This is a genomic window from Mucilaginibacter sp. P4_A11 (genome assembly GCF_056402535.1).
On the sequence record NZ_JBFUHE010000001.1, the window covers coordinates 138,144 to 153,430 of the forward strand.

The 15,287-nt window shown below is 37.7% G+C and carries 16 protein-coding genes and 1 tRNA gene; 8 read left to right on the forward strand and 9 right to left on the reverse strand.

Annotation, left to right across the window (positions count from 1 at the left end; translation table 11 throughout):
• Window positions 1–253: 253 nt before the first annotated feature.
• From AC1DUD_RS00625 to AC1DUD_RS00635, 3 genes are read right to left on the reverse strand one after another with little or no spacing between them, the layout of a single operon-like run.
• On the reverse strand, window positions 254–1,753 hold the full coding sequence (locus tag AC1DUD_RS00625) for a ThiF family adenylyltransferase (RefSeq protein WP_477370126.1): 1,500 nt from the start codon (window positions 1,751–1,753) through the stop codon (window positions 254–256).
• On the reverse strand, window positions 1,750–2,118 hold the full coding sequence (locus AC1DUD_RS00630; protein WP_477370129.1) for a hypothetical protein: 369 nt from the start codon (window positions 2,116–2,118) through the stop codon (window positions 1,750–1,752). The genes AC1DUD_RS00625 and AC1DUD_RS00630 overlap by 4 nt, the downstream gene beginning before the upstream one ends.
• An 11-nt stretch (window positions 2,119–2,129) precedes the next feature.
• Entirely contained in the window at window positions 2,130–2,642 is a 513-nt protein-coding gene (locus AC1DUD_RS00635; RefSeq protein WP_477370132.1) for a multiubiquitin domain-containing protein, read from the reverse strand.
• A gap of 47 nt (window positions 2,643–2,689) precedes the next feature.
• On the opposite strand from AC1DUD_RS00635, the gene AC1DUD_RS00640 reads away from it, so the two are divergent.
• The 4 genes from AC1DUD_RS00640 (at window position 2,690) to AC1DUD_RS00655 (ending at window position 5,579) form a co-directional block, all read left to right on the forward strand.
• Entirely contained in the window at window positions 2,690–3,265 is a 576-nt protein-coding gene (locus tag AC1DUD_RS00640) for a helix-turn-helix domain-containing protein (RefSeq protein WP_477370135.1), read from the forward strand.
• The gene (locus tag AC1DUD_RS00645; RefSeq protein ID WP_477370138.1) at window positions 3,262–3,678 is read left to right on the forward strand and encodes a hypothetical protein; all 417 of its coding nucleotides are present in this window, start codon (window positions 3,262–3,264) and stop codon (window positions 3,676–3,678) included. Before AC1DUD_RS00640 ends, AC1DUD_RS00645 begins: the two co-directional genes overlap by 4 nt.
• Before the next feature lie 156 nt (window positions 3,679–3,834).
• Window positions 3,835–4,035 carry a hypothetical protein gene (locus AC1DUD_RS00650; RefSeq protein ID WP_477370141.1) on the forward strand — a complete coding sequence of 67 codons (201 nt, stop codon included), beginning with the start codon at window positions 3,835–3,837 and terminating at the stop codon, window positions 4,033–4,035.
• Between the two features lie 5 nt (window positions 4,036–4,040).
• Window positions 4,041–5,579, forward strand: coding sequence for a hypothetical protein (locus AC1DUD_RS00655; RefSeq protein WP_477370144.1), 1,539 nt, complete (start codon window positions 4,041–4,043; stop codon window positions 5,577–5,579).
• On the opposite strand, the gene AC1DUD_RS00660 is transcribed toward AC1DUD_RS00655, so the two are convergent.
• A complete protein-coding gene (locus AC1DUD_RS00660) occupies window positions 5,568–6,755 on the reverse strand; it encodes an ATP-binding protein (RefSeq protein WP_477370147.1) in 1,188 nt (395 codons plus the stop codon). The genes AC1DUD_RS00655 and AC1DUD_RS00660 overlap by 12 nt on opposite strands.
• 290 nt (window positions 6,756–7,045) lie before the next feature.
• Here AC1DUD_RS00660 and AC1DUD_RS00665 point away from each other — a divergent pair, with 290 nt between their 5' ends.
• The 3 genes from AC1DUD_RS00665 to AC1DUD_RS00675 are packed head-to-tail and all read left to right on the forward strand — an operon-like array spanning window position 7,046 to window position 8,734.
• The gene (locus AC1DUD_RS00665; RefSeq protein WP_477370150.1) at window positions 7,046–7,522 is read left to right on the forward strand and encodes a hypothetical protein; all 477 of its coding nucleotides are present in this window, start codon (window positions 7,046–7,048) and stop codon (window positions 7,520–7,522) included.
• A 1-nt stretch (window position 7,523) separates the two neighbouring features.
• Window positions 7,524–8,576, forward strand: a complete 1,053-nt coding sequence (locus AC1DUD_RS00670) for a serine/threonine-protein kinase (RefSeq protein WP_477370153.1) — start codon at window positions 7,524–7,526, stop codon at window positions 8,574–8,576.
• Window positions 8,573–8,734 (forward strand): hypothetical protein, encoded by a 162-nt coding sequence (locus AC1DUD_RS00675; RefSeq protein WP_477370156.1) that lies wholly within the window; start codon window positions 8,573–8,575, stop codon window positions 8,732–8,734. Before AC1DUD_RS00670 ends, AC1DUD_RS00675 begins: the two co-directional genes overlap by 4 nt.
• Before the next feature lie 388 nt (window positions 8,735–9,122).
• Here AC1DUD_RS00675 and AC1DUD_RS00680 read toward each other — a convergent pair whose 3' ends face one another.
• The 5 genes from AC1DUD_RS00680 to metG form a co-directional block, all read right to left on the reverse strand.
• Window positions 9,123–9,809: a nucleotidyl transferase AbiEii/AbiGii toxin family protein gene (locus AC1DUD_RS00680; RefSeq protein WP_477370159.1), complete on the reverse strand. Its 687-nt coding sequence runs from the start codon at window positions 9,807–9,809 to the stop codon at window positions 9,123–9,125.
• A complete protein-coding gene (locus tag AC1DUD_RS00685; RefSeq protein ID WP_477370162.1) occupies window positions 9,767–10,273 on the reverse strand; it encodes a DUF6922 domain-containing protein in 507 nt (168 codons plus the stop codon). Before AC1DUD_RS00685 ends, AC1DUD_RS00680 begins: the two co-directional genes overlap by 43 nt.
• A gap of 96 nt (window positions 10,274–10,369) precedes the next feature.
• Window positions 10,370–11,665, reverse strand: a complete 1,296-nt coding sequence (locus AC1DUD_RS00690; RefSeq protein ID WP_477370165.1) for a site-specific integrase — start codon at window positions 11,663–11,665, stop codon at window positions 10,370–10,372.
• A gap of 259 nt (window positions 11,666–11,924) precedes the next feature.
• A tRNA-Arg gene (locus AC1DUD_RS00695) sits at window positions 11,925–11,996 on the reverse strand.
• 136 nt (window positions 11,997–12,132) lie between these two features.
• Window positions 12,133–14,205 carry a methionine--tRNA ligase gene (gene metG, locus AC1DUD_RS00700; protein WP_477370168.1) on the reverse strand — a complete coding sequence of 691 codons (2,073 nt, stop codon included), beginning with the start codon at window positions 14,203–14,205 and terminating at the stop codon, window positions 12,133–12,135.
• 138 nt (window positions 14,206–14,343) lie between these two features.
• Between metG and AC1DUD_RS00705 the strand changes: the two genes are divergently transcribed.
• Complete coding sequence (locus AC1DUD_RS00705) at window positions 14,344–15,246, forward strand: S66 peptidase family protein (protein WP_477370171.1); 903 nt, start codon at window positions 14,344–14,346, stop codon at window positions 15,244–15,246.
• Window positions 15,247–15,287: the final 41 nt, after the last annotated feature.

Consider the following 15,287-nt stretch of genomic DNA (forward strand, 5'->3'; position numbering starts at 1 on the left):
TAGAAGTAAAACTCAATAAATAACGATAAATTCCATCTATACTTATTCTGCTATAATCAATTTAATAAGCGAAAAGGAAAAATTTTTGCAATAGTTGCAAAATGCCTTTTTTTAGGTGATTTGACTAAGAAGATGTTGTACTTATTTCAAGTAGCGATGGCAAATGAAATAGACCGCCCTATTAACTTTACGGAATTAACTACCGCTTCGAGCGATGAATCATAAATCACTGTTATATTGAAAGTATTCTGATTTAATTTGTTTTAAAGAAATCAGTTAACATTTTTTTGATTTTTTTAAGTACTCTAATTTTCTCACCACTTATCTTGAGATTTGAATTAAATGTTCCAATTCGTCTTGAATCTTCAGCTAGCTTATGTCTTGCGATAAGAGTATGATTAATTTTGTCGCCGTCGCCAGCAATTAAACTATATTCGCAGTCATCTTTACAGTTAAAAGGAAAATCACTATCTATGTTTCCGGAGTTAAAGTTATATTCCTTTGGACCACAGTATTGGTTTCTGGGCTGTAAACTTAATGATAAAAATTGCTGCATCTCGATACCGGCAAGACCTATGCTGAAAGCAAAAACATTTTCTCCTCTATTGACGAAATGATCATTTGGTAAATTTTTAATATAATGAGGGTCCTCTAAAAGGCCGGATTGCTCCAATGCGACATCTTCTGGTCTATATTGTCCTATACAAAGCAAACAAGATCGACCGGGCCCTATAGTATGAGCCTTCCATCTAGCTTGGTCAATATTATCACCTTTTTTATTGGGATTCGCTTCTATTCCACCATCGATAATAGGTATAAAGTTAGCGTATGACAAACAATTTAAAATAAATCTTGCCCAAGGTCTATCAACACACGAAAATAAAACATCGCAATCTAATGCCGCTTGAATTCCTTCTTTTTCTGCAATACTGAAAGGAAGCGCTAAAATATTTGTTTCCTTATCCACGGCAATATGCCTCAGGTACTCTTGTATCGCAATAACTTTGTGTTTGCCGACAGAGCTTCTGCCTAATCCTTGCAATCGGTCTAAATTTTTTTCTTCAACGATATCAAAATCGATTAACGTGATATTTTTTATCCCTGTCCTCACCAACGTTTCTGCAATTATGGATCCAACGCTTCCTAATCCAACTATACCAACTTTTAATCTAGCTAAATTTGCTTGCTTATCACTCCCCCAAGCAGAAATAGTCCTGGTAAATTCAGCTCCAAAAAAGTATTTTGGATAAAGCTCATCATAATAAGACATGTGCAATTTCTTTCCTGATACCCGAACCTGAGCGCAAAAATGTCGGCCATAGATTTTGGGGCCTTCTTTAATCCAAAATCGTGCGCTCCAAATAAAGTCATTACTCAATGTCATCCCAACGAGCGGCAACGAGGTAACTGCCTTTACTCGTGGTGACAGCATTTTCTCAGCCTCGATATCATCGTAACTCATGCCCTGCCACCCGCTCGAAGGATGACTATGGATAAAACAAATTCCACATCTTTTCTTTAAGGATTCCGCGGAAACTCTGTCATAATATTGAGACGTAAAGCTAACATTCCCGTGAACTGATCTGTCTCCCTTTCCGGGAAAGATTATCTCCTTGATTATAGCGGTCGTTCTCGTAAACCCAGTTGTTGTGTTGTATAAAGCAAAACACAAATCTTCTTGCCCATCTGTTCTGATGAGGTGCTTTTTGAGTAGTTCGTTGTTTTCTTCTGTTATAGCTATACTGTAATTCATTCGAAATCAAATAAAGTTCTTAAAAATGCGATGTAAGTTTTCATTGTCTGATCAGAATCCGACCACTCATTGAATGGCCTGCTCCAGTATTGGAATTCCTCTGTTGGGACTTTTCTATCATGCACACCGCCAAACGGATGTTGTCCAGCGACCCCCGCTGGCAGTAAATGCGGTTTGATATAAGGACCTGATGGAGGAATGGACGGAAAGTGAGGGGCATTTACAGCCACCTCAATTTCCTGCCCTCTAAATCTACCTATTGGTATTCTAAACTTGAATGCCACAAAGCCGCCTGGATAGGAAAGATCAGATGTATAAACTACTGAGTCATATCCTAAAACAGATAACTGCTCTTGTATCGTCATATTTCCCATACTTAAGAAACAGTTGTGTTACCAGTTTTGCATGTACAAAATTTGATTTTGTCATGCATTGCTATAATGTGATCGGGATCGTGTTTGTAAGTTATTTCCTGATGCCCTAGAATTTGTTTCAAATAAAATTTAGTGGCATCAACGTTAGCAATATTCATGATTTCCTTCGGTGTCATGAATACTTGAGCAAACGGGTAATCTTCATCGTCAAGCTCAAAACTCACCGACGGATAAGGCTTAACAAAAAATGTTTCCACAGCAGGATCGGTTAGGTCGACAGACTCAGTTAATTCTACGGGCTCAAATTCTTTATTTTTTAATTTAATCAGGATTTCATAATCATTCGAATGAACTAAACCGATTAATCTTAAAACTTCCATGCCTAAAATTTGCGGCTGATCCCATTGGAAGGGCTTCTCATTTACACGGATTTCAAATTGTTGTAAATTCATTTTTTTGGGGAAGTTTAAAAGCCTTCCACTATTAAATGCTGAATAGCCCTTTTTTTTTGCCATCCAATGGAAAAAAAAATTAAGTTTACAGCATATATGTTTGATAGCTAATGGATTTAAATAAAAACATACTAAAGGGCAAGGAGCTTTTACATAGATTAAAAGCGGAAGACTGGAATAAATTAATACCTAAGCTTCATTATTATTCGTTAAATAAATTGGAACGGTATAGTTTTCTTGCTGACATGTACGATGTTAATAATTTGGCAAATCAGATTGCTGATGAAGCTATACAGATGGTTTGGGAGGAAAAGCGCAAATGGAATTTAGATTATTACCAAGAGTTATATTCGTTTTTAAAGGGCATTGTAGATAGTCTAATATCTAATTTTATTAATTCGAAAGAGGTGGAGATTACTGAGGCAATTCCGAACGGAGGAGAAGTGGTTGATTCGCTATCAGGGAGTAATCCAGAAAAAGATCTCATCATAAAAGAAATTGAAGAAGAAATAAAATCTATACTGCAAAAAGATGATGAAGCTTTGCGGGTTTTTGATTGCTTGAAAGATGGTCTCAAGCCTAGAGAAATTAGTGACGAACTTAATTGGAATATCAATAGAGTTTATAATATATTAAAACGTGTACATAGAAAATTGAAAGAATATTCTCAAATAAAAAACATATGAGTAAAAAGGAAAAAAGCTTAAATAGCCAGCTCTACGATGCTCTTTTAGAAATCAGTGAAAATGACCACAATGAATCAAACTACTTACTTGAGGCAGCTGGGATTAATCCACAAACTATGCTAAAAAACTCCTTAGATAAAATAGATAAGTATCAAAAGTTATTGGAAGATAAAGTTAAAAATGAAGCAGATGATAATCTATTTAATACAGTAAAGATTAAAATTAGTCAGCTCTTGGTTCAATCACCCGAAAAAACGAGTCGTTTTCTTAATGGCTATTTTAAAAAACATTCGCTGCCTGTACAGTTTGGCACCAATGCAACATTTGATCAAGAAGTATTGATGCAAGTAAAAGGAAAGCTTGACTTGAACGATTTATCGCATAGGTTAGATAATAAAAGCCTTAAGAAATAACAAGCAATCCACTTAAAAACAATTGATTAAAACATTTTTTAATTATTGATATTGTAGTTTATATATAAAAAATTATATACTTTAGAGGCTAAAGTAATAGTTATACTTTATATTGCGATATAAACATTACCTTTGCAGCCTCAAAAAAACGCCCCAATGGATTTTAATTCAAATAAAATGAATAAGCTTGGCTTCACAGATATTCTAAAGCAGGGAGCAACTTTAGTTCCAGGCAAGATCATAGAGGATAGAAACGAGTTTCAACAGTTTATAACTACCACAAAGAAAAAGCAAGAAGACGTTTTAAAGTTGAAAGATTTAAACAATCAACAACTTAAAATAACTATAAAACTATAGTTTTTGTGGAAGTTTTTTCATTTTCGGAAGATACATTTGCCGCTGCGCTTTCCAATGAATATACGGATGATTTTGTAATTAGGGATAAACATCAGTTTAAGTATTTCAATCGGTACTTAGGAGAAGATGGACTTATGGCAAAAACTTTTGTAATTGAGGAGCACTATATCAGCAAGGATTTTCTACACGACTTTGCATCTTATTATGCGTTTTGCTTCGAAGACTATCCTAAATATTGTAAAAGGATCCATTTTTTTTCCTCAGAATTTGATATTGACCAATTAAAAGGGGCATTATTAAATATTGACGAAGAAGCCTTTTGGGAGGCTTATTTAGGGTTTATTGTTGTAAAACCTATTCCCATTACTGTTGTTGGTTATACTGTCCTAAAGGTCTACGAAAATGGCCCAGAAAACTACTTGAGGCGCTTTTGGGGGCTTCGTAATTATAAGGTTCATTTTTTTGGTAAAGAACTCGTTGTAAATTCTTTGGCCTTTCAAGAACAGGACAGTATATTGGCAGCTTGCGCAACAACGGCAATCTGGTCCATGCTAAACAAAGCGTCAATTGATTTCAATACTATATTAAAAGTTCCAAGTGAGATCACAAAAGATGCAGATAGGCTGTCAAATGACGGAAGTCGACTTTTTCCTAATAAGGGATTAGATGTCACTCAAATCGGACAAGCAATTAATAATTCCGGTTTGGCTCCCGAGGTAAGAGTAGGAACGTGTCTTCATAGCGATAATGAGGGTAACGAAGATTTTTTTGTACCGACTTTGTACTTAAAAAAGATCCTTAACGCATACGAGCTAATTGGAATTCCGATAATATTAGGTATAAAAGTACCCATTGGCGATAGCTATGGTTACCATGCCATTGCTGTATCTGGTCATAAATTCTGCAGTCCTTTAAGCGAACTTAATTCTGAATCACTTTGGCTTGCAAACCGTATTGAAAAAATGTATGTTCATGATGATCAATTTGGTCCCTTTGCTTGGTCCAAAATGTTGGCTGACGGGATAAGCATTGAAAGTCCTTGGACAAATGCACATGAACGCAACTGGCTAAGTTATGTGGTAAATATGATTATTCCTGTTTATCCTAAAATAAGAATATCCTACGAAAATATTGAAGTCATTGTCATAGCGTTAAATGGGATATTAATAAGAGCCTTTGAGAATCAATTAGATGTTCCACTTCATTGGGATATTAAACTGTTTTATAGCGAAGGCTTTAAGAAAACCATACACCAATCCAGTTTGGACGCAGAGGAGAAAATAGAATTGTTAGGTAAGAGTATGCCAAAGTATTTGTGGGTTGCTACATGTTATTTTAAAGATGCTAAATTCATGGAGTTCACCTTCGATGCGACAGACGTTAGTAGCGGCATGTTGGGTGAAGATGTTATCTGCTATTTTGATCCAGAAGTCCAAAATCACTTGTTGGCTTATATTCAGGAGAATGGAAATGAATTAATTTCGCTTTTTAAAGTAGCTGGTGGAATGAAATATATACAATTTTTAATAAATTTACTTAGTTAGCTGCAATTCAGAATTTATTTTAAGCTTAATAAAAGCTCGCATCATTGGATTCGAGAATCTATATCTAGTGTTTAGGCCGTTACCGATCTTATCTAAGATTGCTCCTCGTTCTTCCAAGCAAATTTGTTTTAAGTTGTAAGCAATACCTCCTGCTTTTGTTGATGCGGAGCTTATTATGTTATATTGTTCAACAATATCAGAAATACTGAAACAATTGAATTCGTCTACTTCACATTGTGCACACGCCACAAGAATATTCTGCCATTTAATTGTATTACTAGATCCCACTATTGCCTTTCTATAAGATGAAATTAGCTGTTCGTTAGTATTTTCAATTCCTTTAATAATAGCTACTTTTAGATACTCTTCGGTAAATTTAGTCGCATCATTTTCTAAAATCTCTCTCGCGCCATATTTACATAATAGATGGATATAGTGAGGAAAACCAGACGAGAATTCGACGATTTTATTCTTTATCAAATTGTCGATTTCAATGTTTAACGAGGTTAAGCCAGTTGATATGATAGTTTCTGACTCTTCATCAGACATTCTAGGCATCTTAACCTGTTTTAAACATCGTTCTAAGGATTGGTGGCTGCCTATTAATGACTCAATTGTGTCTGCTATTCCGACTAGCACAATTGTCGTGTTCGTAATATTATCCGAAAAAGATTTGATGAGGTCTGCAAAAGCTTCTCTTGTGTCTTGGTCTAAAATATTATCAAATTCATCAAAAACAAAAAGGAATCTGCTGTCGGGGTATTCCCCCAATATTCTTTCGATTTCGGAAGCTAAATTTACTCCTCCGAAATCGGCAATTGCATCCAATGAAAATGTAGTATGCCTATCCATTGGTTTAAAACCAACACCTGCAATTGTAGTCGAATGAGGTATTTTTTTAAACGCCTTCGACCATAACGACGAAAAAGTATCTTTTCTATTACAAGTTACCTTAATAGGGTAAAGATTTGTGAAAGAGCTTATCATAATGTTTGCTAAAGAAGTCTTGCCAACTCCTCTTTCACCATAAACAATTGCATGTTGACCCTCCTGGTTTATAGCTTCAACAATTCGTCTTAATTGAAGCATTCTCCCCGAAAAAAAACTTTCTTCTTTAATTGGAGCTGTTGGTGAAAACACCTTCTCTAACAGCTTTAACCTGTCTCCTTTAGTCATTAGTAAATTAACTGGACTTAAAAATAATATATTTTTTTTCCCAATCCTAAAGATCTAACCACAACGAAATATTTTTATTATCCGAATTAAATAATATTAGTTTGTAATTATTTTTGTAATAAAAATGAAAGCTGCCTCCAATATTATTTGCGAAATCGACTAATTGTCCAAACAAATGCAATGAATTAGTTCGGTTACCTTATGTTAGTATTTCTTGCACTTTCATATTAGGATGTTTTAATAATAGTTTTTAAAGCGTACATTTATCGATATACCATAAGCCATCATAATTGAATACGAAAATATCTATCGGGCTGAGATCGGCTCCAAGTTGTATTTACTACGCTATCGTTAAAGAACAGAATGACGCAATTGCCATTTTGGTAATTGATAAAGTGGTCGTCCCGTCTGCCCTCATTATTCCTGAGCAACTGAAATTTATAAGAAATACTTTTTTGGATATACTTAGTGAGTTTAATGTAAATCTTGCTTGTATTAGAGTTACAGAGGCAAATGCTCAGTCTCCTAATCGATTCAGAATAAGTATTGAGGCGGTAATCCAGGAACTTCTTGCAAGTTCGACTGTCAGTCATTATTACTCCGGCCAAATTTCTAATATTTCTGCTAAAGTCGGTTTCGAGAGAAATTTATTTAAAGCGTATGTTGATGGGAGTCAAAAATTCAATGATATTGATGATTGGTCAATTTATAAACCAGAACACAGAGAAGCTTTACTATCCGCATTCAGCGCATTAAATCTTATATGATATGCCGTTAGGACTACAAACAACAACTTTAAATTTCGAAACAAGAAAAGAAATTGGCGCAGCCGGAAAAAATTCACAAGTTTTTATTGCTTATGATATTCAATTGGATAGCGAAATAGTCATCAAGAAAATAAAAAAAGACAGTTTAACATACGCAGGGGATTATTATAAGGAGGCCAAAATCTTATATAATAATGAGCATACCAATGTGGCAAAAGTAATATATGGGTGTGAAGATAATGATCATGCATATATTGCAATGCCTTTGTATGAAAAAGGTTCGCTCAATGATATAATCAAGATACGCTTCTTGACCATACGTGAAATAATCAGATATTCTCTCCAATTTTTATCAGGGTTAAATCATATCCACTCTAAAAAGTTAATGCATTTCGATATTAAACCCGACAATATCTTCATCACTACTAATAACGAAGCAGTGCTTGCAGATTTTGGCCTGGCTAAAGCAATGAACCTTTTAGATAAAGCCGAACAGGAATATATTTATGGTAAGCTCTTGCCACCTGAATTTTTTCAAGAAATCGCGTTTACATATTCATTTGATATTTATTTATCAGGCCTAACATTATATAAGCTATGTAACGGGATTTCGCATTTTGAAAAGCAACTTTCGAGTATTAAAGACGAGGAAATGTATGTTCAACAAATTTTGGCGGGACAGTTCCCCAGCAGGTCTGATTATTTATGGCATATTCCTTCCTCTTTAATTAAAATTATTAATAAAGCGATTTCGCCCGATAAATCTGATAGATATCAAACTGCATTACAACTGATTAATGATTTGAGTTCCGTAACCGACTTACTTGATTGGGAATATATTCCAAGTTTAAACGGCGCAGAATGGAGGCTTAACTTAGAGGACAAAGTTTTAACTGTGGAGATGTCAAAAAATGGCAACAATTTTGATGTATTATCTAAAAAGACGATGAAAAATAGCGGAAAAGCGACAAAAGTTTCCGACTATTGCAGTACTAATATAATTAGTAAGGATATTAAAAGGTATATAACCAAGGCTTTAAAAAATCTTTCATGAAAAAGAAGGTCATTATAAATAAAAAGCTTACACGTGAAGCGAATTTATATCCGGCCCTAAACGATCAAAAAACCTCTCCGTTCCAACCGATAGCAAAAGATCACTCAATTGAGAAATTAAATGGATTTTGGAAAATAAAGTTTATAGAAAAAAAATAGTATCATCAATGATGACACATTATAAGGGATATTGCTAGTGTGAAAAAACGCTGCCAAATTGCGTTTGAGTTTAGGGGTTTTACAGTCGCTCCTAAATTTATAAAAGCATAATTATACTTTCAAAATAATTGCAAAATGACTATCTTTACGTTGAGGATTTGCGATTAATCTGTATCAAAAAACGCGGTGAGTAGTGAATTGCCAGGTGTGTAAAATTCTGAATTCATATAATTAAAGGCTCCATTCGATTCTCGTAGGCAAGTTTCAGTTTAGCCGCACGTCCTAATTATCGATCCAATACATCCTTACGAAGTCCTTGCTCTTGATCAACTGTAGAATACAATTTGTATGTTCACGATCAGCACTTCTATCCTGCCTGCATATCAAATCACATTTTACGACCGAAGCCCTTTTTAGGTCTGCGTTTAATGTTCTGGACGATATTCTTTTGTAAAATGAGTTCATGGTCAGCAATGGCAGCTTTGATCGATTTTTCAATAACCGACCATTTAAATTCATCCTTGATAAGCATAATCTCAGTTGTAAAATCTATATCTTGGTGATGGAGCAACGACATCCTCACTTGATGGTTATTCGTATTAGGGTATTTAGTTAAGTAGGCCTCAACAATCTGCTGATAGGGCATTTCTTTCAATAGGTAATGGATATCTACAAAATCTTTTAACCGTGTACCATTCCCTACTATGGCGTTTATCTTCATAGCAGCGATATCTTCCAAACCGAGCATTCGGATACCTTCAGGATCGAGTACTCGATTTACGTGAGGGTAGTTGTGCAACAACATGTCCAGCCTTACACCATTAATATGACCAGTTAAAAAATTGTTACGTGCATTTAAGATAGTTGCCTGATGATTATCGTTTAAGTGTTTAGCCAATTCCAAACCATCAAAACTATCGGCCGTAAAAAGATCTATATCAATTGATAACCGGTGCCCAAGCATTAATGATAGTGCAGTGCCTCCTACCAAATAAAATTGTTTTAATTTTTCATCATCCATCAGCCGATGGATCAATTCCAGTGTTCCTGGCGTAACTGTTTCCGTGTATAGCATTTGAGTTGAGTTTTACTCAACTGAAAATAAGTACAAGCGGCTTCCATGCCGTGGTCGGTTAAATAAGGTATATCTTCTGTTAATGCGCTAATAACCCGGTTCCTGCCGTAAAAGCTGATCATTGTTTCCCAATCGGCAGGTAGCCCTCTTTCGATGACACGTTCTATAACAGTACGAAAACTCCGCTGCCAGTCCATTTTATCATAGTCAAACTCCCAGAATAAATGTTTCGGCAGGTCGGGTTTAGCGGATCGTTGTTTCACCGGTTTTCTTTCTATGCGAATTTCGTCATTTTCAAACGGGATCTTTCTCTTTGACAGGTAGTTATTGAGCGTGTTATAGTTATAGGCGGGATGACTGTCACAGAAATTTTTCAGGCTGGAGAATATTTCCAAACTATGTTCGGCCAGTTTTTTCCACTGAACTACCAATACGCGCCGGTTTTGATCCGTCTGTTGCTGCATTATACAAAGATATGTGAAATAACCTTTAAACCAATATTGTACAATATTGTCAATTGAAGTTTTAAAAAGTTCTAATCTGACAACGGCGCATGTGTTTTAACGAAACATGCGGACTACACGCCCCATTTCAATTTGTTCCGGCTCCGTAGTCTCAATGTTGTTGGTCGTTATAGCCTTATCATAAAGCCGTTCTTCAAGCTTCTGCATATCCTCGCTTGTTTTGCTATCTAACACTTTGGCGTAATGTTGCGTTGTCTTAATACTATTGTGTCCGAGCATTTTTGAAACCGTTTCCATAGGAACTCCATTAGACAAAGTAATCGTAGTGGCAAAAGTATGTCGGGCCATATGAAAGGTCAACGTTTTGGTGATACCACACAAATCTCCTATTTCTTTCAGATAACTATTCATCCGCTGGTTTGTCAGTACAGGTAACAGTAATGACCTGCGTACGCATACAGGGTGGTCTTTGTAATTTTCTATAATTTCCAACGCCTCTTTTAATAAGGGGATATGTGATGGGCTATCCGTCTTATGTCTTTTGGTAAACACCCATAATTTGCCGTCGTCGCCTTGAGCTATTTCGTTGGGAGTCAATTTTTGCACATCAATATAGGCCAGTCCCGTGTAGCAGCTGAAAATAAAAATATCCCGTACGAGATTCAGCCGTTCAATACTCAGCGCTTTATTTCGGATAAGGTCCAACTCGTGCTTTGTTAAAAAAGTTCTTGGAGAAGGCTTTGCGGTCGATTTATAATGTAAAAAAGGATTGACTACTATCCACCTGTTGGCCAGGCAAAGCAGGATGATCTTTTTTAAGTGCTTAACATATTTGTCGGCAGAAATTGGGATACAATTCTTTTCAGTCCGCAAAAAGAAATCATAATCTTTTATAAAGTTAAAATCGACTTTCCGCAATTCAAAATCGGGTCGTTTAAACTTCCATTCAACAAATTCCCGCGCATGTTTAAGAGAGCTTTTAAAAGTTTTATGTGTATTGGCACCAAAGCCCCTGCCGATCAGGGATTCCATCTGTTTATTATGATCACTGAAAATCTCCAACAACATTTTAGATTTTTTCCCTTTGCCGTCCAGCTCGTTCCGCAAAGTATCGGCCGTGATCTCTTCTTCGCTGTCCAGCAGTCGTGTATGGATACGTTTCAGCTTCGCCAGGATACTGTCCAAATGGGCATTTAAACTCCTGGCATCCTCCGTATTTCCACGCGCTTTTCCACGTTTTTCGTCCCATTTTTCAGGTTCGATTCCTCGCCCGATGGTTGCCTCACTCCGTTTTCCGTCCACGGAAATACGCAAGTACACAGGTAAATCACCTGATTCATAGCCCTTTACCTTCTTTAGGTAAAAAAGCAGGTTAAAATTTTTAGTCTTCATTTACTCACCAATTTTTGTTCACAAATCATTACAAACCTACATTTACAGGCCACGAAAATCAAGATGTTCAAATTTTGAATAGGTTGAAAATCAATGAATTATGACACTTTTGGTGAGTAAATCGGTAAGTGGCCAAAAAACGCTCTAAAACTCACCAGAACAGTGAAAAAAGATGCATAAAATGGCCATTTTCCCAAAATCAAAAAGCCTGTAAATATTTGATTTACAGGCTTTTGATTGTTTTTGAATTAAGCGTATGTGGTCCCGACGAGAATCGAACTCATATCTAGAGTTTAGGAAACTCCTATTCTATCCGTTGAACTACGGGACCGTTTAAAGATCAACCTTAAAAGGCCGATCTTTTATTTAGTTTGCAAAGGTGCAATTTTTCAATGAAAAATCACACCCTAAAATTCAAAATTTAAAACTGGCTTCATTTGCACATCTGCACATTTGAATCTGCACATCTATCGGATTACTGCGCCGTTGTGGAAATCTTCGGTTGGGGCAACAAAACTCAGCTTGCCTTCGCTGTTTTCGGCCATCAGGATCATGCCTTGCGATACAATGCCTTTGATCTCCCTTGGCTCCAGGTTTACCAGGATGCTTACTTTTTGCCCGATGATATTTTCCGGCTCATAATATTCGGCAATACCCGATACTACGGTACGCTCGTCAATACCGGTATCAATGGTCAGTTTTAGCAACTTTTTGGTTTTGGCAACCTTTTCGGCCGTTAAAATGGTACCGGTACGGATATCCATGGTAGCAAAGGTTTCGTAATTTACGTTTTCCTTTGCAGGTAATACGTCGGCCGATTTTGGTGGCACGGCAGCAGCTTTCTTATCAGATAGCTTTTTAAGCTGGGCTTCTATTACGTCATCCTCAACCTTTTCAAACAACAAAGCCGCCGGGTTTAACTGGTGACCGTTGTTGAAATACATTTCCTGATCGTAAGTTATCGGCTCGTTAGGCAGGTTAAGCATAGTGATGATCTTTTTAGCCGTAGCCGGTAAAAACGCCTGTGCAGCAGTAGCTAAATGGCCAATCAGCACCAAACAGTTGTGCAGTGCCTCTTTAGCAGCAGCAGGATCTGTTTTAATGGTTTTCCACGGTTCCTTTTCGGTAAGATAGCGGTTACCCAGGCGGGCCATATCCATTACAGCCTGTAAAGCCTGGCGGTAGCGATAAGCCTCGAGGTTCTTTTCTATCTCATCATAATATTCACCGATGCCATTGCTCAGGCTTTCGTCGGTAAATTCTATCCTGTCGGTATCTGCTTCAATTTTACCATCGTAAAATTTGTGCATCAATATCATTACCCGGTTCACGAAGTTGCCTAATATCGCCACCAGCTCGTTATTAACGCGGGCCTGGTAATCTTTCCAGGTAAACTCGCTGTCGCTGGTTTCAGGAAGGATGGAGGTTAGCACATAACGCAGCTCATCCTGCTTGCCTGGGAATTCTTCAAGGTACTCATGCAACCAAACCGCGTGGTTACGTGAAGTAGAAAGCTTGTCGCCCTCCAAATTTAAAAACTCATTAGCAGGCACGTTTTGTGGTAAAATATACTCGCCATGGGCATGCAGTATCGATGGGAAAATAATACAGTGGAACACGATATTATCCTTGCCTATAAAATGCAGCAGGCAGGCATCATCCTGCTCGTCGGCCTGTTTTTTCCAGTATAGTTTCCAGTCTTTATTGTTATCAATTGCCCATTGCTTTGTGGCCGAAATATAGCCGATAGGCGCATCCATCCACACGTAAAGCTTTTTGCCTTTGGCCTCGGTCAGTGGCACATCGATGCCCCAGTCAAGGTCGCGGGTCATGGAGCGCGGCTGCAGGCCCGATTTAAGCCATGATTTGCACTGGCCAAAAACGTTTACCTTCCAGCTGCCTTCTTTGGTATCAATCCACTGCTCCAGCCATGGCTGGTATTTATCAAGCGGCAGGTACCAGTGTTTGGTTGATTTAAGCACAGGCGTTTTACCGCTTAGGGTCGAGATCGGGTTGATCAGGTCGGTTGGGCTAAGCGAAGTGCCGCAACGCTCACACTGATCGCCGTAGGCATTTTCATTACCGCAATTTGGGCAGGTACCAATGATATAACGGTCGGCCAGGAATTGCTGGTAATCCTCGTCAAAATACTGATCTGAGAATTTTTCAATAAACTCGTCCTTTTCATACAGGTTCAGGAAAAACTCCTGGCTCAACTCATGATGAATGGGCGATGAAGTACGGTGATAAATATCAAACGCAATCCCAAACTCCTCAAAACTATCTTTTATTTGCTTGTGGTATTTATCAATAATGGCTTGTGGGGTAGTGTCCTCTTTTTTGGCTTTGATGGTAATGGCTGCGCCATGCTCATCCGAGCCGCATATATACACTACATCCTTCTTTTTGAGCCTTAAATACCGCACAAAAATATCTGCCGGCAGGTAAGCACCTGCCAGGTGACCGATATGTAAGGGGCCGTTGGCATAAGGCAGGGCCGATGTAATGGTGAATCGTTTATATTTGTTGAGTTGTGACATTAAATATCGCCTTGGTAAATAGTGTGCAAAGATAATTCATTTAAGTGGGAAAAATACCTGAACCATGATGCTCATGGTTTAAGGATTTCCTGAAATTTTCACTTTAATGATCAAGGCAATCGTTAAATCTTTATAATCATGGTTCAAATTCAACCCCCATACCTCAAAAAAGGTGATAATATAGCTATCACCTGCCCCGCCAAAAAGCTGCCCAACCCTATGACCGACGCCATTGCGCTGTTACAAAGCTGGGGATTGGAAGTTGTTTTGGGCGATACGGTAAACGCCTCGTTTCACCAGTTTGCCGGCGATGACGATCAACGTGCGGCGGATCTGCAACGTTTTATTGATGACGACAGTATTAAGGCCATCATTGCTGCCCGGGGTGGTTATGGAACCGTGAGGATGATTGACAAGGTTGATTTTAGCCGGTTTGCGCAAAATCCTAAATGGCTCATCGGCTTTAGTGATATCACAGTGCTTCATGCCCACTTGTTTGCCAATTACGGTGCACAAACCATTCATGGGCAAATGCCGGTTAATATTCCGGATGCATCCAAACAATCGATAGATACTTTGAGGCGGGCCTTGTTTGGCGCAGAGTTGAGTTATGAGTTTACAACATACCATACTAATAAGCCCGGCAAAGCCGAAGGTATCCTTATAGGCGGTAATTTATCTATATTGGTGTCTGTTTCAGGTTCGGTATCTGATCTGGATTACGCCGGCAAGATCCTGTTTATTGAAGATGTAGGCGAATACCTTTATTCGGTGGATAGAATGCTGCGCATGTTGGATAGGGCGGGTAAATTAAAAAATCTTGCAGGCCTGGTAGTAGGTGGCTTTACCGATATTAAAGATAACGAGATCCCCTTTGGTCAAACCGTGCCGCAGATAGTGATGGATATTGTTAAAGATTACGGTTATCCGGTATGTTTTGATTTCCCGGCAGGGCATATCCCGGATAATAATAGCCTGGTGCTGGGCCGTATGGTAACTTTACAGGTTGACGAAAAACAGGCGGCGTTGCGATTTGTGTAACGAGATTTTAAAATTTCCCTCTCAAGAGGGGAATCGCATAA